The sequence below is a fragment of the Arthrobacter sp. zg-Y1171 genome (assembly GCF_025244845.1).
GTDB lineage: Bacteria > Actinomycetota > Actinomycetes > Actinomycetales > Micrococcaceae > Arthrobacter_B.
Map to the genome: position 1 here is coordinate 1,074,126 of NZ_CP104264.1, position 19,404 is coordinate 1,093,529.

Genomic DNA, 19,404 nt, shown 5'->3' on the forward strand with positions numbered 1-19,404 from the left:
CCTGGAGAAAACCATGGACACTGACACTGTTACCGGCCTGCTCGCTTCCATTGCCGACGTCGGACGGGATTCCCGGCGCGGCGGCTACTCGCGCCCGGTGTTCTCCACGCCGGAGCTGACGCTGCGCGAGTGGTTCCAGGCGGAAGCCCGAAGCCGCGGACTGGACGTGGAAACGGACCGCAACGGCATCCTCTGGGCCTGGTGGGGGCAACCCGAACGCGGGGCACTCGTGACCGGCAGCCACCTGGACTCCGTGCCGGGCGGCGGAGCTTTCGACGGGCCGCTGGGGGTGGCCTCCGCGCTCGCCGCCGTGGACCTGCTGCGTGAGCGGGGAATCAGCCGCAACCGCTCCCTCGCCATCACCGTCTTCCCGGAAGAGGAAGGGTCCCGCTTCGGCGTGGCCTGCCTGGGTTCGCGGCTGCTGACCGGCGAAATCGATGCTGACAAGGCCCGGAACCTGCGCGATGCGGACGGCACCACCTTTGCGGACGCCGCCCGGGCCAACGGACTCGACCCCGCACGGCTGGGACGCGACGACGAGGCGCTGGCCCGGATCGGGGACTTCGTGGAACTGCATGTGGAGCAGGGCCGCGGGCTCGGCGAGGACGGACCGGCGGTGGCCGTAGGCGGATCCGTGCTGGGCCACGGCCGCTGGCGGATCAGCGTTTCCGGGCAGGGGAACCATGCCGGCACCACGGCCATGGCGGACCGCGCCGATCCCATGGTTGCCGCCGCCCAAATCATCCTCGCCGTGCAGAAGGCAGCCGAAGCCGTCGACGGCGCCCGGGCCACGGTGGGCCGGATCGCGCCGGTGCCCGGCGGCACCAATGTCATCGCCTCCCGGGTGGACCTCTGGCTCGATGCCCGGCACCCCGACGACGCCACCGCGCTGGCCCTCGTGGAAAGCATCCACGGCAAGGCGCAGAAAATCGCCGCGTTCGAAGGCTGCACCGTCTCCCTGACACCGGAATCCTGGACCGGCGCAGTCAGCTTCGACGCCGCACTGGGCCGCAGCCTGGAACTGGCTCTTCCCGGAGCGCCGGTGCTGGCCACGGGGGCGGGGCACGACGCCGGCATCCTCGCCGGACATGTGCCTTCCGGAATGCTGTTTGTCCGCAACCCCACCGGGATCTCGCACTCCCCGGAGGAACACGTGGAGGCCGACGACGCCGACGCCGGAGCCGTGGCGCTTGCCGACGCGCTGGAGGCGCTGCTGTGAGCGGCGCGGCAGGCGCTTTGGTCGAGGGTCCTCCGACCGGGGGTGCTGCCGTCTGGTGTGAGGCAGGGTGGTACGAGGGCAGTATCCGGGCAGGCATCCGGCTGACGGTCGACTCCGCCGGCGAAGTCACGGCAGCGGTACCGGGTACGGATGCCGGGCCCGGGGACCTGGTGCTGTCCGGCGTCGTCTATCCGGCAGCCGCCAACGCCCACTCGCATGCCTTCCACCGGGTGCTGCGTGGCCGCACCCACACCGACGGGGACTTCTGGAGCTGGCGGGAGCAGATGTACTCGGCCGCGGGCACCCTCACGCCGGAACTCTACGAGCAGCTGGCGACGGCGGTGTTCGCGGAGATGGTGGTCTCGGGATACACCAGCGTGGCCGAATTCCACTATGTGCACCATGTCCCGGACGGGTCCGCCTATCCCGGGCACGCAATGGAGCTGGCCCTGGCCCGGGCCGCAGTTGCCGCCGGCATCCGGCTGACCCTGCTGGACACCTGCTATCTTTCCGGCGGTTTCGGGCCCGGCGGGTCCGGGACGCCGCTGGACGCCCGGCAGCAGCGCTTCGGGGACGCCGACGCCGATGCCTGGCTGGAGCGGTTCGCGTCGCTGCAGGCGGCGGTCGGGGAGCGGTTCGATCCGGAGCAGGTGAGTGTCGGGGCCGCCCTGCACTCGATCCGCGCCGTACCGGAAGCTGCGCTGGCCCGCATCGCGGAGCGGCTCCCGGCCGGGATTCCGCTGCACATCCACCTGTCCGAACAGCCGCAGGAAAACGCCGACTGCCTCGCTGCCACCGGGCTGACCCCCACCGGGCTGCTGCACCGGCACGGGCTGCTCGGCCCGCGGCTCTCGGCCGTCCACGCCACACACCTGACGGACGCCGACATCGCCCTGCTGGGACAAGCCGGAGCCACTGCGGTGTTCTGCCCCACCACGGAAGCGGACCTCGCTGACGGACTCGGCCCGGCGGGAGCACTGCGGAACGCCGGGGCAGCCCTGGCGCTGGGCAGCGACCAGCACGCCGTCGTCGATCCGTGGCTGGAAATGCGGGCGCTGGAATACGGAGAACGGATGCGGACCGGAAGGCGCGGGGCGTTTACCCCGGCGGAACTGCACGCCGCCGCGTCCGACGCCGGCACCGCCGCTCAGGCACGCACAGCCCCCGGGCTGGAACCGGGGAAGGCCTGCGACCTCATGGCCGTGGACCCGCACAGCCTGCGTACCACCGGGTCACGGCCCGACCAGCTGGCCTTCTCCGCCACGGCTGCGGACGTGACCGCCGTCGTCGTCGGCGGCCGGCTGCGCGCCCGGAACGGTTCACACACTTCGCTGGGAAACCCGGCCACCCTGTTGCGGGAGGCCATCGCCGCCGTCGACTCTGCGGCCGCTCCGATGGACAAAACCCGCTTGGAAGGAACCCGGCGCCCATGAGCTCCGCTTCAACACTGATCACGAACATCGGCGAACTCTCAACCCAGGATGACACCGCGGATACCCCCGTGCTGCGGGACGCGGCCGTGGTGTTCGAGGGGGAACGGATCAGCTGGATCGGCCCGGCGGGGAACGCACCGGCGGCAGACGAGGTCATCGACGCCGGCGGACGGGCCGGACTGCCCGGCTGGGTGGACTCGCACACCCATCTGGTATTTGCCGGGGACCGCAGCGCGGAGTTCGAGGCACGGATGGCGGGGCAGGCCTACGCAGCAGGCGGGATCGCCGTCACTACGGAAGCCACCCGGGCGGCGTCGGACTATGACCTGACCCGGATGCTCCTGGCCCGTGCCGCCGAAGCCGCGGCGGGCGGCACCACGTACCTGGAAACCAAGACCGGCTACGGGCTGAGCGTGGAGGAGGAACGCCGGCATGCCCGGATCGCCTCCACGGTGGCGGACGCCGTCACGTTCCTGGGCGCGCACCTCGTCCCGGACGGAGCCGACGCCGACGAGTACACGGAGCTGGTCTGCACCGACATGCTCGCTGCGGTGCGCCCGTACGTCCAGTGGGCGGACGTCTTCTGCGAAAAGGGAGCCTTCACCGAGGAGCAGTCCCGCCGGGTGCTGCAGGCGGCCCGGGATGCGGGCCTGGGGCTGCGGGTACACGGCAACCAGCTCGGCCCGGGGGCCGGGGTGCGGCTCGCCGCGGAGTTCGGGGCGGCCAGCGTCGACCACGTGAACCACCTGCCCGACGACGACGTCGCCGCGCTCGCGGACACATGGTCCGGGTGGGACCCGGGTACCGGCGTTCCCGGAACCGTCGCAACGTGCCTGCCCGCCTGCGACCTGTCCACCCGGGCACCCCTGGCTCCGGCACGGAAACTGTTGGACGCCGGGGTGCAGGTGGCATTGGCTTCCAACTGCAACCCGGGAACGTCCTTCACCAGCTCCATGGCTTTCTGCGTGGCCACCGCCGTGCTCCAGATGGGACTGACCGTGCAGGAAGCCGTCCGGGCCGCCACTTACGGCGGCGCCCTGGCACTGCGGGTGCACACCGGGTCCGACCGGGACGGTGCCCGGGCTGTCGGCTCGCTCGCCGTCGGACACCGTGCCGACCTGCAGCTGCTCAACGCGCCCTCAGCTGCCCATCTGGCGTATCGGCCCGGCATGCCGCTGACCGGCATGGTGTTTCGAGCCGGGGTGCCGGTGCGCCGCTGAGCGGGGCCGCGGGGCATGGTCCAGGTTCGATACGAGAGTCGGTAAGCCCGCCTCCTGCATGCCGATGTGTCCGGCACAATGGTGTCCATGCGCGCTGCCTTCCCCTCCGCCCCCGCCGAATCCCTGGATCCGCGAGCCCGCCGGATGCTGGTGTTCGAAATCCTGATTGTGCTGGGGCTTTCGCTCGGCAGGTCCGGGGTCTATGCCGTCGTCGAACTCATTGAGAAAGCCACCCAGGCACCGTTGGGCGACCAGACCACCACCTTGAATCCCGTCCTTGATGATCGGCCGTACTTCGACCTGGTGTACCAGCTGCTGGGGATCTTCTTCTCCCTGCTGCCCGTGGCGCTGGTCCTGTTCCTGCTGACCGAACCCGGGAAATCCGCGTTCCGCCGGATCGGGTTCACGTTTGCCCGGCCGCTTCGCGACTTTGCGTTGGGGGTGGCTCTGGCAGCGGTCATCGGTATCGGGACGCTTGGCGTTTACGCCGCCGGACGGGCACTGGGCATCACCACCGCCATTGTTCCGGCAGCCCTGGACACCTACTGGTGGACGCTGCCGGTGCTGATCCTCTCTGCCATGCGGCATGCCGTGCTCGAGGAAGTCATTGTGGTGGGCTATCTGTTCCTGCGGCTGCGGCAACTGGGCTGGGGGACGCCGGCGATCATCCTCACCAGCGCCCTGATCCGGGCCAGCTACCACCTCTACCAGGGGATCGGCCCAGGCATCGGGAACTTCCTGATGGGCCTGCTCTTCGGCTACGTCTACACCAGGACGCGGCGGGTGATGCCGCTGGTGATTGCGCATGCGCTGGTGGACATTGCCGGGTTTGTCGGGTTCGCCTTGTTCGGTTCTGCCATCGGGATCGGCGACTAGACGGGCACCGCGACTCCGCCGGCACATAGGATGGCCCGGTGACACTGATGACCCGCTGGGGTGCAGCCCTGGACCCCGAATCCGTCCTGCCGGAATACCCCCGACCCCAGCTGGCCCGCGACAGCTACCTCAATCTCAACGGCTACTGGCAGTACGCCATCACCGGCGCCCGCCGGGAGCAGCCGCCACGGGACGGGGACTGGGACGGGGACATCCTGGTGCCGTTCTCACCAGAGGCGCCGCTCTCCGGCGTGAACCGGCACCTCCAGCCGCAGCAGCTGCTCTGGTACCGGCGGACCGTGACCCTGCCGGAGGGCTTTGCGGGGGAGCGGGTACTGCTGCACTTCGGCGCCGTGGACTCCAGCTGCCGGGTCAAGGTCAACGGCATTCCCGAGGGCGGGCATGACGGCGGCTACCTGCCGTTCTCCCTGGACATCACCGACGCGCTGGCTGCGGGTCCGGACGGCGGTTCCCCCGGGGCCGAGCACGAAATCGTGGTCCGGGTCCGGGACCTGAGCAACACCGGTTCCGCCAGCCGCGGCAAGCAGACCCTGGACCGCGGCGGCATCTGGTACACGGCGCAGTCCGGGATCTGGCAGACGGTCTGGCTGGAAGCGGTGCCGCAGGCGAGCATTTCCCGCCTGGTCCTCGTGCCGGACCTGGACTCGGTGACCGCCACGGTGCTGGTCGACGACGTCCGGTCCGCCCCGGACAGCGCTGACCTGCAGGCGGAAGTCACCGTATCCGCGGGCGGGCAGCAGGTGGCGGCCGCCGTCGTCGTTCCCGGAAACCCGGTGCGGATCCCGATTCCGGATCCGCACCTCTGGACCCCGGAGGATCCGTTCCTGTACGACGTCGCCGTGCGGCTGCTCACCGCTGGGAAGGAAGCGGACCGCGTGCGCAGCTACACGGCGCTGCGGACCGTCGGCACGGGGCCCGACGACGCCGGGCACCTGCGGCTGCTGCTGAACGGGCGGCCGTATTTCCACGCGGGCCTGCTGGACCAGGGGTACTGGCCGGACGGGCTGTACACCGCGCCGTCGGACGAGGCCCTGGCCTCCGACATCCGTGCGGCGAAGGACCTGGGCTTCAACATGCTGCGCAAGCACATCAAGATCGAGCCGCTGCGCTGGTACTACCATGCCGACCGGCTCGGCATCCTCGTCTGGCAGGACCTGGTCAACGGCGGCACGTCCTACAAGCACGCCGTGGTCACTGCCCCCGCGGTGGGTGCGGCGCACCGGGCCGACGGCGACTATGCCGCCTTCGGGCGTGCCGACGAGCAGGGCAGGGAACAGTTCCTGGCCGAACTGCACGGCACGGTGGAGCTGCTGGGCAACAGCCCGTCGATCGTGGTGTGGGTGCCGTTCAATGAAGGGTGGGGCCAGTTCGATGCCAATGCCGTCGCCGACCTGCTGCGGGGCCTCGATCCGACCCGGACCATCGACCATGCCAGCGGCTGGCATGACCAGGGCGGGGGAGACCTCAAGAGCGTGCACGTCTACTTTGTGCCGTTCCGGCTGCGGAAGGGCTGGCTGGCCGGGGGCCGTGCAGTGGTGCTGTCCGAATACGGCGGGTACAGCCTGCGGATCCCCGGGCACACCTTCAACGACAAGGAGTTCGGCTACCGGCGGTTCCGGTCCCGGCGTGCCCTGGCCCGCGCCTACGAGCGGCTGCACCGGCGGCAGATTGAACCTGCGGTGGCCCGGGGGCTTGCCGCCACGGTCTACACCCAGCTCACCGACGTCGAGGACGAGGTCAACGGGCTGTTGACCTATGACCGCCGGGTGGTGAAGCTCGACGCCGAGCTGGTGCGGGGACTCAATGCGAGGCTTCGTCGGGCTGCCGGGGGCTGACCCGTGCTGCTTGCCTTCGGGATCCGCTCAGTCCCTGCACTTTGTCCGGATCCCCGCAGATTGTCCGGATCCCCGCACCGCGCGGAGCAGGGATTGCCACAAACCGCAGGGATCTGGACAACCCGGAGGGAATCAGCGGCGCCGGGAACGGGGGTTCAGCGATCCACCCAGCCACCCAGGACCCGCCGGAAGGTTTCCGGCTGTTCGATCCAGGGGTAGTGGCCGCAGTCCTCAAGGACTGTGAGACGAGCACCAAGAGCTTTGGCGTAGGCACGGACGGGGTCAACACCGGACAGAATGTCATGCGTGCCGCCTACAACCAAGGTGGGCGGCCGGAGTGATTCGGTGATGCTCCGGGCGGCATCCAGGGGGATGTTGTTGAACCAGGCTGAGGCCGCCGCTAGAGACATTGCTCCAACTGTGGAGTGGTGCTTCGTGCCTGCCGTCCACTTGGCGTATCCGGCCGGGGCTTCCAGTACTAAGGCGCGTTGGAACTCACTTTCATTTGCCGGCTCTTCCGCCGCCATTGATGCCAGGGCAGCGTCGACCAAGGGTGTTGCCCTTCGCGCGGCAATGACGGGGCCGTCGTGATCGGCCCCGGTCAACCATGCGGCTGCGGGTGTCACCAGAGCCATCGACCGGACACGTTCCGGATACTGCGCCGACACGGCGAGAGCCAGTCGGGTCCCAGCAGAATGCGCGAGGATGTCGAAGGTGTGGAGGTCGAGTGCATCAGCGACAGCAAGGACGTCCGCAGCGTCACGCCACCATCCCTGGGACAAGCCTCCGGTGGCCGGGGTTCCCCTCGGGTGGAGGATTGCCAACGAACGCACGGTGTCGAGCCCGGCTAGATCGTCCAGGTACGCGGGGTCCCTGCACGGTCCGCCCGGAAGTACCAAAAGGGGAGGTTTTTCATCCGATTGATTGAGCTGCACAGATATCTGCGCACCGTCCGGTGCGGCAATGGTCCTCATTTTGACCAAAATAGCACCGTGTAAAGCGCCGTTGCGCCCAATCCCCGCAGATTGTCCGGATCCCCGCACCGCGCGGAGCAGGGATTGCCACAAACCGCAGGGATCTGGACAACCCGGAGGGAATCAGCGGCGCCGGGAACGGGGGAGACCAGCGCGGACCAAGCGCTGTACCAAGGACTCAGGGTGCTGGGGCTCTCTTGAGATGTCGTCCCAGGACCAGCGTATAAAACTGACCCCCGTTGCGCGGATGGCATCTTCGCGCCGTTTCTCCTGACGCAGTGTGTCCCACGAAGGGGCAAGGGCTGCATCGCCCCGACCGTATTTCACCGCGCCGTCGAACTCCCCGACGAGCCTCTGCTCGCGCCAATAAAAGTCGACCCGATAGCGGCCGGCGGAGGTGTTGAATTGTTGCTGGAGCTCGGGCGGAAGGAAGCGGTGCCTGTGAATGGCGGCCCGGGAATAGGACTCGCCCGCCGACTCGGAGCGTGGATCGGCGAAGTCGATGACCTGTCGAGCCCGCAGCCGCTTTACTTGACTGGGCAGGTTCCCGGCTGTTTTCCGCAGATGGTCCTTTCCCAGGGGAGGCAAACCACGAACGGGATCCGGCCGCAGCATGTGGTCCATGGCGGGAACCGCGTGCTCGAAAGGGAGATAGGCAGCCATGTCTAGAACGGTCTGGGCCCGGGACGTCAGGGGCACCTCTTCCAAGGCAGTGATCGGTTCGAGCAACTGGCGCTCCACCCATCGGAGTCCGCCGCGACGCTGGCCGTGAGTGGGAGGTGCGGCCAACAGCAGCACCTCAGCAGAGTGTCCAATGACCGGCAGCCCCCACATGACCGCAGCAGATTGCTGGATAAGGATGCGCTGACCGTGTCCCTGTTCCACAGCAGCCCGAATCCGGACGCGTTGCTGTTCCCAAGGGGAAAGATGCTGCCACTCATCCGCCTGCATGTAGACACCTGTACGGAGGCGGATCAGCTGACCGGCCCGGCAGCTCGAGGCTAAGGAACGACGGTCAGTACCGTGGGCTTCAGCATCGGCTGTAAAGATGAGCTCCGGATCCATGGGCTCAAAGATGGATGGGTAACAGCGGACCCGCGAGGGTAAGCCTCCCTATTGTGGACAACCCTCTGGTACCTCGGCCTGGAGAAGCCCTGCGGTTTGTCGCGATCCCTGCGGTTTGTGACAATTCCTGCGCCGCGCGGTGCAGGAATCCGGACAGACCGCAGGGATCCGGACAGGCTGCGGGGACAGGCCGCGGGGATCCGGACATACCGCAGGGATCCGGACAGGCTGCGGGGACAGGCTGCGGGGACATACCGCAGGGACCCGGACGCAGCGCAGGGATCCGGACACAGCGCAGGGACGGACCGCGGGGATCCGGACAGACCGCAGGGATCCGGACAGGCTGCGGGGACAGGCGGCGGGGATCCGGACAGACCGCAGGGATCCGGACAGGCTGCGGGGACAGACCGCAGGGATCCGGACAGGCTGCGGGGACAGGCCGCGGGGATCCGGACACGCCGGACAGACCACGGGGATCCGGCAGGAAAACCCCGAACCGGCAGCAGAAACCCAGTGCTAGATCTCGACAGGACCGTTCGCCGTGTCGAAGGTGACGGACATGATGCCCGGTGTACCCGCCGGAGCAATCCACGTGACATCCACGTTCTCCAGCGGCTTCTCCACGGGATGGCCCAGCCAGTCGGTGACGCGTGCAGCGGAGCCGGCAATGGTCAGGGACTTCAGCTTCACCGAACCGGGCATCCCGGGAATGGCGTTGGAGGGGTGCAGCTCGTCGGTGCCGTCGTCCCAGCGGAGCAGATAGGGAACCTGCGGATCGGCGATCAATCCGTTGATGCCGATCTGCCGCCAGGTCAGCTCCTGGCCGTCGGGGAACTTGCGGTTGCCCGGCACGGAGGCCCGGCCGAGGCGTTCCTCGAAGGGGGAGAGATCGTCAACGGCAACACACCAGCCCATCCATCCGCCGCCGCATTCGGAGCGCTGGCGCACGGCCTGGCCGAACGGAGCCTTGTCCGACGCCGGGTGGTTCAGGACCTCCACCACCTCGACGTACTGGTTGTTGGCCAGGGGCAGGATCATATTGCGGGTACCGAATCGGGGGTGGACGCCACCCTTCACGTAATCGGCGCCGAGAGCAGCAGCAATCCTCTCGGTGGTGGCCAAAAGACCGTCGGATTCACAGGCATAAGAAACATGGTCCAAGCGCATGCGGCCCATTGTGGCACGTTGTGATACGCGTCTCGACCAAGGGAAGCCTAAGTGCGGAATGTTCCCGGCCGCAGCTCGGAATTACGGCGAAAAAGCGCCGATATTTCACGGTGCGTCACAGAGGTTGCGCGACGGCGGCATATCGGTTTCCATGGGTGCAGGTCATGAGTGCCAGCAGATAGCCCCGGCTTGCTGGCCGGCAACCCTCCAACCGCGGTGGGGTGCCCCGGGTGAAGACCTGGCCGTACGCCAAACGGGCGTCCGGCAAGCGCGGGTCCCACGACCCCACCGGACATCCGGCGTACCCGGATGCACCCCGGCGGCGTTGTGCGGCCCCTGGTTTGAGGGAGCATCATGAGTGCAGATTGGTCATTTGAAACCCGCCAGATCCATGTAGGCCAGGAGCCCGACGCCGTCACCGGTGCCCGAGCCCTGCCGATCTACCAGACGACATCCTTCGTTTTTCCGAGTGCAGAGGCCGCCGCGAACCGGTTTGCCCTGGCCGAACTGGAACCGATCTACACCCGGATCGGCAACCCTACCCAGGAAGCGGTGGAAAACCGGATCGCTTCCCTTGAGGGCGGCGTCGGCGCCCTGCTGCTCGCGTCCGGGCAGGCGGCCGAAACCTTCGCGCTGCTGAACCTGGCGCAGGCCGGTGACCATGTGGTCGCCAGCCCCAGCCTCTACGGCGGCACCTACAACCTGCTGAAGCACACCCTGAAGCGGTTCGGCATTGAAACCACCTTCGTGCAGGACCCGGACAACCTGGACCACTGGCGCGATGCCGTCCGGCCCAATACCAAGGCCTTCTTCGGCGAGGTGGTCTCCAACCCCCGGCAGGATGTCCTGGACCTGGAAGGCATCAGCGCCGTGGCCCATGAGGCGGGCGTGCCGCTGATCGTGGACAACACGCTGTCGACGCCGTACCTCATCCGTCCGATCGAATGGGGAGCCGACATTGTGGTCCACTCGGCCACGAAGTACCTCGGCGGGCACGGGACGGCCATTGCCGGCGTCATCGTCGATTCGGGCAACTTCGACTTCGCCGCGGACCCGGAGAAGTTCCCCGGGTTCAACACCCCGGACGAAAGCTACAACGGGCTCGTCTACGCCCGGGACCTGGGCGTCAACGGGGCCCTCGGAGCGAACCTGGCCTTCATCCTGAAGGCGAGGGTGCAGCTGCTGCGGGACCTCGGGTCCGCGGTGTCGCCGTTCAACGCGTTCCTGATTGCCCAGGGACTGGAAACGCTGAGCCTGCGGGTGGAGCGGCACGTATCCAACGCCGTCGCCGTAGCGAACTGGCTCGAAGGCCACGACGACGTCGTGTCGGTTGCGTATGCGGGCCTGGAGTCCAGCCCGTGGTTTGCGCGCGGCCGCAAATACGGGCCGCGCGGCACCGGCGCCATTGTCTCCTTCGAGATCGAGGGCGGCGTCGACGCCGGCAAGCGCTTTGTGGACGGACTGGAGCTGCACTCGCACGTGGCCAATGTTGGAGACGTCCGTTCCCTGGTGATCCACCCGGCGTCGACGACCCACAGCCAACTGGGGGCCGAAGCGCAGCTGGCCGCAGGGGTCAGCCCGGGGCTGGTGCGGCTCTCGGTGGGCATCGAGCACATCGACGACATCCTCGCGGACCTTGACGCGGGGTTCCGGGCCGCCAAGGGAGCATAGCGACTGTGTCCCGGCATCCGGCACCCCGGCACGAGCCGCTGACGGTGCCCCCGCTGCGGCACCCCGCCGATGGGGTGCTGCAGTACGCCGCCATCGGCGGACTGGAGCTGGAAACCGGCGGGTACCTGCCCGACGTCGTCCTGGCCTACGAGACGTGGGGGCAGCTGGACCCGGACGCCGGCAACGCCGTGCTGATTCCGCATGCGCTGACCGGCAGCACCCACGTAGCCCGCGGGAGCAGCACCGAACCGGGCTGGTGGGAGGAGCTTGTGGGCCCGGGCCGGACCGTGGACACTAACCGGTACTTCGTGGTCTCGGTCAACATGCTGGGCGGGTGCTACGGCTCCACCGGGCCTGCCTCGCCGGACCCGGACGGATTGGCCTGGGGCTCACGGTTTCCGTTTGTCACCATCCGGGATTCGGTCCGGGCGGAGGCCCGGCTGGCGGACCGGCTCGGCATTGCCCGGTGGCATGCCGTGCTGGGCGGTTCGCTCGGGGGAGCGCGGGCGCTGGAATGGGCGGTGACCGAACCGGACCGGGTGCTGCACTGCGGGGTAATCGCAGCCACCGCAGCCAGCACGGCCGAGCAGATCGCGTTTGCCCAGGCGCAGCTGGCCGCTATCCGGCTGGATCCGGATTTCAACGGCGGGGACTATTACAACGGCATTCCTCCGCTGGCCGGGCTCGGCCTGGCCCGCCGCATTGCGCACATTACCTACCGGTCCGAACCGGAACTGGAATACCGGTTCGGGCGCAGTTCCCAGGCTTCCGAGGACCCCTTCGGCGCCGCCTCCCCGGCAGGAAGGGGCCGGTACTCCGTGGAGAGCTACCTGGACCACCAGGCCCGAAAACTGGCCGACCGGTTTGATGCCAACAGCTACCTGGTGCTCACCGAAGCCCTGGTCAGCCACGACGTCGCCCGGGGCCGGGGAACCCTGCGCGCGGCGCTCGCAGGCACGACGGCGGACTTCTTCATTGCCGCGGTGGAATCGGACCGGCTCTACTTTCCCCAGCAGTCGGCGGATCTGGCAGCGGCCCTGCCCCGGGGAACGCAGGTCCATCTCATTCGGGCGCCCATCGGGCATGACGGGTTCCTGACCAGCGTCCGGGAGATTTCCGGTGCCTTGAAGCGGGAGGTGTTCGGGTAGGACGCTTAGGCGTCCGGGGCCTCCATCAGCCAAAACGCTGCTCCGGTGGGGTCGGCCAGCTGGACCATCCGGCCGAAGTCCGAATCCTCGGGCACACTCAGCACCGATCCGCCCAGCTGCTCCGCCTGCTCGGCCGCGGCGTCGATATCGGCATGGCCGAAGTAGATCTCCCAGTGTGAGGGGATGTCCTCCGGCAGTTCAGCGGCGGCATCCATCACCCCGGCCACCGGGCGGCCGTTGCTCTGCAGCGTGGTGTAGCGGAACTCGTCCGTGTCTGAGAGGACCTCCGTTTCCCAGCCGAACACGTTCCGGTAAAACGCCAGGGCCGCCGGATAGTCATTGGTCATGAGCTCGTACCAGACCGGTGCCCGGGTCTCATCGATCCGCGCGAATCCCCGGTGGGTGTCCGGCTGCCAGACACCGATGGCCGCTCCGGTGGGGTCGCCGAGCACCGCCGCCGTGCCCTGGTCCAGGGCACGCGCCGGGTCCAGCATCACCTGTCCTCCGGCGGCGGCAGCGGAACCGGCTGTGGCGCCGGCGTTGTCAGAGGCAAGGTACACCGTCCAGAAATCCGGGAACGTGTTCTCCGGCGGTTTCTGCATCATGCCGGCCACCACGTCTCCGTTGTGCCGGAAGTGGAGGTAATGACCGGATTCCCTGCCCAGGTCCACGGCGTCCCAGCCGAGCAGCCCGGCGTAGAACTCCCGGGCCCGGGCAGGATCGGAGGAGGCCAGATCCGCCCAGCAGGGGGAACCGGAAGGGAAACGTTCGGGTGCAGCAGGCATGGCGGGCCCTTTTCCGGAGGAACGGCAGGGGATATCCGCAGTTATACCAACCCCGTTCGGCGGACAACAGGGGCCTACCCCTTGCCCGCCGCGGCAATTCATGGGAGAACATTCCCCATGGCAGATCGGATCTCGCTTTCCGGCCGGGCGCAGTGCACCCCGGAGGTTCTCTGGCACGTGCTCGTTGATAACCGGGCGTCCTGGTGGCCGGACATGGACTTCGCCGCGCATCCGGGAGCGCCCCTGAAGGAACGGTGGAGCGAGGACGGAGTGGAGCACACCGCCACCGGTACGGTCCTGGCCGTCGCCCCCGGCCGGCTGCTTTCCTTCCGCTGGACCGCACCCGAATGGGGTGCCCATACGGTGGTCAGTTTCGAACTGACCGACGAAATAGATGCCACGGGGGTAGCGGTGACCGAGAGCGGCTTTGCGGCGCTCGACGCCGGCGTGGGCGCCGAACTCTCCGCAGCCCACCGGGAAGGCTGGGCCTTCCACCTGGCGAACCTCATTGAGCAGGCCGAAAAAACCGACCAGGCGCAGCAGGCGGGCGGTTCCTGAAAAACAGGTCTAGTCAGCTGATCCCTGCGGCATCCGCTGCCCGAACATCGGGCCGGCCTCTGGACGCTTGGCGGAGATCCCGTCTCCCGAGGACTGGTGCCGCACCCGGCGGACCACCCACGGGAACAGGAATTCACGGGCCCAGACCATGTCCTCGGAGCGGGCCGTCCGCCAGTTCTTTGCCGGCAGCGGCTTGGTCTCCAGGGGCTGCAGCGAATGCGGCACCTGCAGGGTATCCAGCACCATCGCGGCAATGGTGTGGTGTCCCAGCGGGGAGAAATGCAGGCGGTCCGGAGCCCACATCTGCGGATCATTCAACTCGCGCAGCGCCCACATGTCGGCAATGACGGCGCCGTGCCGCTTGGCTACGGTCCGCAGGTTTTCGTTGTAGACGGCCGCCCGGCCCCGGACACTGCCCAGCACAGGGGTACTCCCGAGATCCGGGCCGGTGAACAGGACCACTCCGGCGCCTGATCCGCGCAGCCGGGCCACGGCGCCGTCCATGCGTTCGGCGAGCCGGTCCGGATCGCCGCCGGGGCGGATCACGTCGTTGCCGCCTGCGCAGATGGTGACCAGGTCCGGCTTCAGGGCGAGGGCCGGCTCCAGCTGCTCGTCAATGATCTGGTTCAGCAGCCGTCCCCGGATGGCGAGGTTCGCGTAGGAAAAGTCGGGCTGGCCCAAAGCAAGTTCCTCCGCCACCCGGTCCGCCCAGCCGCGGTTGCCGCCCGGACTGTCCGGATTGGGATCGCCGATGCCCTCGGTGAAGGAATCGCCCATGGCCACGAACCGGGACCACAGGTGCAGCGGCTGCTGCTCCTGCCGGGATTCGGGGGCGGAAACGGCTTCGGGCAAGGAATTTGTACTCACCGGTCAATACTTGCAAACCGACCCTTGGCTACGCGACCGTAGGTTGTAAATACCGGCATGCCAGAATAAAAGCATGACGAAATCCGCGTGGAATCCTGTTGTCCTCTGGTCCAAACCCGAAGCTGAACGGGCCGGCACCCCGCTGCTGGTGCTGTTCCACGGATACCTGGCCAATGAAGAGGACCTGATGGGGCTGGCCGATTACCTGCCCTCGGACTTCACCATCGCCTCGGTCCGGGCGCCGCAGCCCTCCGGGCCGGGCTACACCTGGTTTCCGCTGATGAGCGACGCCGATTACTCAGTGGACGCAGTGGTGGACTCGGTAGCGGACGTGGCCGCGTGGCTCGACACCGTTCGGGACAATCACACCAGTGTGAGCCTCCTGGGCTTTTCGATGGGGATGGCCGTGGCCACCACCCTCATGCGGCACCGGCCGCAGGACTTTGCCGCCGTCGTCGGACTCTCCGGTTTTGTGGTCCCTTCGCAGGACAACCCGTTCTTCCACGACGACGAACTGCAGCCGGGCGGCCTGCAGTTCTTCTGGGGCCGCGACCAGGCTGACCCGGTCATCGACGCGCCGCGGATCGAATACACGCATGCCTGGCTCAATGCCCACACCGCGCTGACCAAGATCCTCTATTCGAACATGGGCCACGGCATCAACATGCAGGAGCTGGGCCATGTGAAGGAGTTCCTGGTGCATACGGTGCTGCGTGCGGGCACCCGGGCGAACTAGCCCTCGCGGGTAATCCGCACCGTTTCGCCGTTGACGGAGACGAGGTCGCCGGCGTGCAGCTGGCGGCCGCGGCGCTCTTCTATGTCGCCGTTGACCTTGACCATTCCGTCTTCGATCAGCTGTTTGGCCTGGATGCCGTCCTCGGCCAGGTTGGCGAGCTTGAGCAGCTGGCCCAGGCGGATCATTTCGTCGCGGATGGGAAGGTCTTGGGCATCGGAAGAACTCATGCCTCCATTCTGCCCGACTTTCCCGCCGCTGCTTCCGCCGGCCGGTCCGAGCCGTTTGACAGTTGTAGTGTAGTCGGGTGCCAAATGCTGCTGTGCGGATGTCCCCGCTGATCGGTCTGCCCCTGTCCCTCCTTGCCGGGGTTGCCATCCCGTCCCAGGCCCGCGTCAACGGCGCCCTGGGGGAACGGCTCGACGACGGCCTGGCCGCCGCCCTGGTCAGCTTCCTGGTCGGGCTGGTCGTTATGATCGGCATCAGCCTGGCCCTGCCCCGCGGCCGGGCCGGCGCCGGGCAGCTGATTCCCTCGCTGCGGGAGCGGCGGTTTCCCCGCTACTACGTGCTGGCCGGCATGATCGGCGGCTACTTCGTCCTCTCCCAGACCCTGACGGTGGCCGTGCTGGGCGTGGCAGTGTTCACCGTCGCCGCCGTCGCGGGGCAGACCCTCACCGGGCTGGTGGTGGACCGGCTCGGTATCGGACCGGCCGGCAAGAAGGCGCTGACCGTGATGCGCGTAGTGGGCGCGGTGCTGACGATTGCCGCCGTGGCCTGGGCGGTCAGCCCGAAGCTGGGGGCCGGGGGAGAGCCGTCCGAATGGCTCCTGCCGGTGCTGCTGCCCCTGACCGCCGGCATGCTGATGAGTTTCCAGCAGGCCATGAACGGCACCACGGGCATGCATTACGGCACCCCCATCACCGCCACGCTGGTGAACTTCATTTCCGGCACCGTCCTGCTGGCCGCGATGTGGGGGATCAAGGTGGCGGTTTCGGGACCGGGCAATCCGCTGCCCGGCGAGTGGTGGCTGTACCTGGGCGGGCCGCTGGGCTGCATCTTCATCGGTGTCGGTGCCCTGCTGGTGCGCAGCCTGGGAGTCCTGCTGACCAGTCTCGGGCTCATCGGCGGACAGCTGATCGGCTCGCTGCTCCTGGACATTGTCTTCCCCGCGCCGGGCTCGGTAGTAGTGGCGGCAACGGTGCTCGGCACGCTGCTGACGCTGCTCGCCATCGTGCTGGCCACGCTGCCGTGGAACATGCCCGGCGGCGGTCCGTTCCGCCGCCGTCGTACCGGCGGGCCCCGGACGCAGTCCACCCCGCGCTGAGCGCGGAAAACGCCGCTCGCGCGGGCCGGTAGGTAAGCGGGGTGTCGCCGCCTTAAGCTGGTAGTTGTAGCTTTGCCCGGCGGCTCAGAACCGTGCACCCGTTTCGCGGTGGTGCGGATGCCCAAGGGACACCAGAAGAGGACCGCACCCAGCGGCCCCCTCGACACGAAAAGAACGGCGGTACCATTCCATGGCTTCGACCAAATCCAAGCTGGATCCCATCATCTCCCTGGCCAAGCGCCGGGGGTTCGTCTTCCAGTCGGGAGAGATTTACGGCGGGTCCCGGTCCGCCTGGGATTACGGCCCCCTGGGTGTCGAACTCAAGGAAAACATCAAGAAGCAGTGGTGGCAGCACATGGTCCGCGGCCGCGACGACGTCGTCGGGCTGGATTCCGCCGTCATTCTTCCGCGCCAGGTCTGGGAAGCTTCCGGGCACGTTGAGGTGTTCTCGGATCCGCTGGTGGAGTGCCTGAGCTGCCACAAGCGCTACCGGGCCGACCACCTCGAAGAGGCCTACGAGGAAAAGAAGGGCCACGCCCCCGAAAACGGCCTGGCCGACATTGCCTGCGCCAACTGCGGCACCAAGGGCCAGTGGACCGAACCGCAGGAATTCTCCGGCCTGCTCAAGACCTTCCTCGGCCCCGTGGCCAATGAAGAAGGCATGCATTACCTGCGCCCCGAAACCGCGCAGGGCATCTTCGTGAACTTCAACAACGTGCTGACCACTTCGCGCAAGAAGCCGCCGTTCGGCATCGGCCAGATCGGCAAGAGCTTCCGCAACGAAATCACGCCGGGCAACTTCATTTTCCGCACCCGTGAGTTCGAGCAGATGGAAATGGAGTTCTTCGTCGAGCCGGGCACGGACGAGGAATGGCATAAGTACTGGATCGAAAACCGGTTCAACTGGTACACCGAACTGGGCATAAACCCGGAGAACCTGCGCCTCTTCGAACACCCGCTGGAGAAGCTCAGCCACTACTCCAAGGGCACCACCGACGTCGAATACCGCTTCGGTTTCGCCGGCTCCGAATGGGGCGAGCTCGAGGGCATCGCCAACCGCACCGACTTCGACCTCGGCACGCACTCCAAGCACTCCGGCACGGACCTGAGCTACTTCAACCAGGCCACGAACGAACGCTTCACCCCGTACGTGATCGAGCCCGCCGCCGGTCTGACCCGTTCCTTCATGGCGTTCCTCGTGGACTCCTACACCGAGGACGAGGCACCCAACGCGAAGGGCGGCGTCGACAAGCGCACCGTCCTGAAGCTGGATCCGCGCCTGGCACCGGTCAAGGCCGCGGTGCTGCCGCTGAGCCGCAACGAAGACCTTTCGCCCAAGGCGAAGGACCTCGCCGCGCAGCTGCGCCGCAACTGGAACATCGACTTCGACGACGCCGGCGCCATCGGCCGCCGGTACCGCCGCCAGGACGAGATCGGCACCCCGTTCTGCATCACCGTCGACTTCGACACGCTCGAAGACCAGGCTGTGACCGTCCGCGAACGCGACACCATGGCGCAGGAGCGCGTGAGCCTGGACAAGGTCGAGGGCTACCTGGCCGAACGGCTGATCGGCGCGTAATGGCTATTTCGTTCCGCGAATGGCGGGAAGACGACGATCTTAAGCTCAACCAGCTCTGGGGCGACCCGGAGAGTGCGCAGGCCGGGCAGTTCCGTGCCGTGCTGCGCCCGTCCTCCAATGAGCCGTGGAGCCGCTGCATCGTGGCCGAAGACGACGGCATTCCGGTGGCAGCCGGCGTTGTCTACGAGACGAGCCTGCACCCGGACCGGCTGTGGGCCTACGTGGAGGTAGCCCGGGAAAACCGGCGCACCGGCCTGGGCACCACCCTGCTGGGCATGCTGCGCAAGGAAGCCGAGTCGGCGCCGTCGGGCGTGACCCGGCTCCGCGCCAAGGTGGAGCCGGGTACCCCGGCCGCCGGGTTCGCCGAAGCAGCCGGGCTCGCCCCGATCCAGCGGTCCTGCGTGGTGCTGGTGGAACCGGGCAAGCTGAAGCTGCCGGTGTTCACCGACGACGGACCCCAGCTGGACGAAGCGGCCACGGGTTCGGTGGAGCTCACCCAGGCAGTCACGCAGTTCTACAATGCCGTGCATGACTGGGACCGCGCCGACATGACCCTCGGCAAGGCCCAGCAGATGCTGCTCAACGACGCCACCGGTGCTTCCGGCGCCGTGGTGCTGCGGGACAAGCCGAAGAAGGACGGCGGGAAGATCGCCGCCTTCGCCGTGAGCTACACGCAGGAACGCACGGACGAACCCGCCGATGTGCTGGTGGGGTATGACACCACCCTGGACCTCGACGAGGCGCAGGCCGCAGTCGAGTCCCTGGTGGCGATGCTCGCGTACCAGTACCCGGTGCAGCTGGAAGTGGACGAGTCCATGACCGCAGTGGTCCGGGCCCTGGAACCGCTGATCAAGGCGGGCGTGGCCCGGCAGGTCGGCAGCGAAACGCTGATCCTCAGCGACTAGCCTGTCCTGGAACGAAAAGAGGCG

The 19,404-nt window shown here is 67.8% G+C and carries 18 protein-coding genes and 1 riboswitch; of the genes, 12 read left to right on the forward strand and 6 right to left on the reverse strand.

Going from position 1 to position 19,404, the window contains the following annotated elements:
- The first annotated feature begins 13 nt into the window (after nucleotides 1-13).
- The 5 genes from N2L00_RS05000 (at nucleotide 14) to N2L00_RS05020 (ending at nucleotide 6,604) form a co-directional block, all read left to right on the forward strand.
- Nucleotides 14-1,219, forward strand: a complete 1,206-nt coding sequence (locus N2L00_RS05000) for an allantoate amidohydrolase (protein ID WP_255767117.1) — start codon at nucleotides 14-16, stop codon at nucleotides 1,217-1,219.
- Nucleotides 1,216-2,652, forward strand: a complete 1,437-nt coding sequence (locus N2L00_RS05005; RefSeq protein WP_255863395.1) for a formimidoylglutamate deiminase — start codon at nucleotides 1,216-1,218, stop codon at nucleotides 2,650-2,652. The genes N2L00_RS05000 and N2L00_RS05005 overlap by 4 nt, the downstream gene beginning before the upstream one ends.
- A complete protein-coding gene (gene hutI, locus N2L00_RS05010) occupies nucleotides 2,649-3,872 on the forward strand; it encodes an imidazolonepropionase (protein ID WP_255863394.1) in 1,224 nt (407 codons plus the stop codon). Before N2L00_RS05005 ends, hutI begins: the two co-directional genes overlap by 4 nt.
- 87 nt (nucleotides 3,873-3,959) lie before the next feature.
- Complete coding sequence (locus tag N2L00_RS05015; protein ID WP_255767120.1) at nucleotides 3,960-4,748, forward strand: CPBP family intramembrane glutamic endopeptidase; 789 nt, start codon at nucleotides 3,960-3,962, stop codon at nucleotides 4,746-4,748.
- A gap of 47 nt (nucleotides 4,749-4,795) precedes the next feature.
- Nucleotides 4,796-6,604 (forward strand): glycoside hydrolase family 2 protein, encoded by a 1,809-nt coding sequence (locus N2L00_RS05020; protein WP_255863568.1) that lies wholly within the window; start codon nucleotides 4,796-4,798, stop codon nucleotides 6,602-6,604.
- Between the two features lie 155 nt (nucleotides 6,605-6,759).
- Here N2L00_RS05020 and N2L00_RS05025 read toward each other — a convergent pair whose 3' ends face one another.
- The 3 genes from N2L00_RS05025 to N2L00_RS05035 all read right to left on the reverse strand — a co-directional run bounded on the left by N2L00_RS05025 (nucleotide 6,760) and on the right by N2L00_RS05035 (nucleotide 9,810).
- A complete protein-coding gene (locus N2L00_RS05025) occupies nucleotides 6,760-7,437 on the reverse strand; it encodes an alpha/beta fold hydrolase (RefSeq protein WP_255863393.1) in 678 nt (225 codons plus the stop codon).
- 264 nt (nucleotides 7,438-7,701) lie between these two features.
- The gene (locus N2L00_RS05030; protein ID WP_255863392.1) at nucleotides 7,702-8,643 is read right to left on the reverse strand and encodes an endonuclease domain-containing protein; all 942 of its coding nucleotides are present in this window, start codon (nucleotides 8,641-8,643) and stop codon (nucleotides 7,702-7,704) included.
- Between the two features lie 516 nt (nucleotides 8,644-9,159).
- Nucleotides 9,160-9,810: a VOC family protein gene (locus tag N2L00_RS05035; protein WP_229953226.1), complete on the reverse strand. Its 651-nt coding sequence runs from the start codon at nucleotides 9,808-9,810 to the stop codon at nucleotides 9,160-9,162.
- A gap of 160 nt (nucleotides 9,811-9,970) precedes the next feature.
- Nucleotides 9,971-10,087: riboswitch (SAM riboswitch) on the forward strand.
- Nucleotides 10,088-10,164: 77 nt separating this feature from the next.
- Between N2L00_RS05035 and N2L00_RS05040 the strand changes: the two genes are divergently transcribed.
- Nucleotides 10,165-11,481, forward strand: a complete 1,317-nt coding sequence (locus N2L00_RS05040) for a bifunctional o-acetylhomoserine/o-acetylserine sulfhydrylase (protein ID WP_255767123.1) — start codon at nucleotides 10,165-10,167, stop codon at nucleotides 11,479-11,481.
- 38 nt (nucleotides 11,482-11,519) lie between these two features.
- The gene (locus N2L00_RS05045; protein ID WP_255863567.1) at nucleotides 11,520-12,629 is read left to right on the forward strand and encodes a homoserine O-acetyltransferase; all 1,110 of its coding nucleotides are present in this window, start codon (nucleotides 11,520-11,522) and stop codon (nucleotides 12,627-12,629) included.
- A gap of 5 nt (nucleotides 12,630-12,634) precedes the next feature.
- On the opposite strand, the gene N2L00_RS05050 is transcribed toward N2L00_RS05045, so the two are convergent.
- On the reverse strand, nucleotides 12,635-13,414 hold the full coding sequence (locus tag N2L00_RS05050) for a VOC family protein (protein WP_255863391.1): 780 nt from the start codon (nucleotides 13,412-13,414) through the stop codon (nucleotides 12,635-12,637).
- Nucleotides 13,415-13,531: 117 nt separating this feature from the next.
- On the opposite strand from N2L00_RS05050, the gene N2L00_RS05055 reads away from it, so the two are divergent.
- Nucleotides 13,532-13,972 carry an SRPBCC domain-containing protein gene (locus tag N2L00_RS05055; RefSeq protein ID WP_255863390.1) on the forward strand — a complete coding sequence of 147 codons (441 nt, stop codon included), beginning with the start codon at nucleotides 13,532-13,534 and terminating at the stop codon, nucleotides 13,970-13,972.
- 9 nt (nucleotides 13,973-13,981) lie between these two features.
- On the opposite strand, the gene N2L00_RS05060 is transcribed toward N2L00_RS05055, so the two are convergent.
- Nucleotides 13,982-14,824 (reverse strand): SGNH/GDSL hydrolase family protein, encoded by an 843-nt coding sequence (locus tag N2L00_RS05060; RefSeq protein ID WP_370647089.1) that lies wholly within the window; start codon nucleotides 14,822-14,824, stop codon nucleotides 13,982-13,984.
- An 88-nt stretch (nucleotides 14,825-14,912) separates the two neighbouring features.
- On the opposite strand from N2L00_RS05060, the gene N2L00_RS05065 reads away from it, so the two are divergent.
- Entirely contained in the window at nucleotides 14,913-15,575 is a 663-nt protein-coding gene (locus N2L00_RS05065; RefSeq protein ID WP_255863389.1) for an alpha/beta hydrolase, read from the forward strand.
- On the opposite strand, the gene N2L00_RS05070 is transcribed toward N2L00_RS05065, so the two are convergent.
- Nucleotides 15,572-15,802 (reverse strand): RNA-binding S4 domain-containing protein, encoded by a 231-nt coding sequence (locus N2L00_RS05070; protein WP_229953222.1) that lies wholly within the window; start codon nucleotides 15,800-15,802, stop codon nucleotides 15,572-15,574. The genes N2L00_RS05065 and N2L00_RS05070 overlap by 4 nt on opposite strands.
- Nucleotides 15,803-15,900: 98 nt before the next feature.
- Between N2L00_RS05070 and N2L00_RS05075 the strand changes: the two genes are divergently transcribed.
- The 3 genes from N2L00_RS05075 (at nucleotide 15,901) to N2L00_RS05085 (ending at nucleotide 19,380) form a co-directional block, all read left to right on the forward strand.
- On the forward strand, nucleotides 15,901-16,896 hold the full coding sequence (locus N2L00_RS05075; protein WP_255863566.1) for a DMT family transporter: 996 nt from the start codon (nucleotides 15,901-15,903) through the stop codon (nucleotides 16,894-16,896).
- Nucleotides 16,897-17,086: 190 nt separating this feature from the next.
- Nucleotides 17,087-18,475 carry a glycine--tRNA ligase gene (locus N2L00_RS05080; RefSeq protein WP_255767127.1) on the forward strand — a complete coding sequence of 463 codons (1,389 nt, stop codon included), beginning with the start codon at nucleotides 17,087-17,089 and terminating at the stop codon, nucleotides 18,473-18,475.
- Entirely contained in the window at nucleotides 18,475-19,380 is a 906-nt protein-coding gene (locus N2L00_RS05085) for a GNAT family N-acetyltransferase (protein WP_255863388.1), read from the forward strand. The genes N2L00_RS05080 and N2L00_RS05085 overlap by 1 nt, the downstream gene beginning before the upstream one ends.
- The last annotated feature ends 24 nt before the right edge of the window (nucleotides 19,381-19,404 follow it).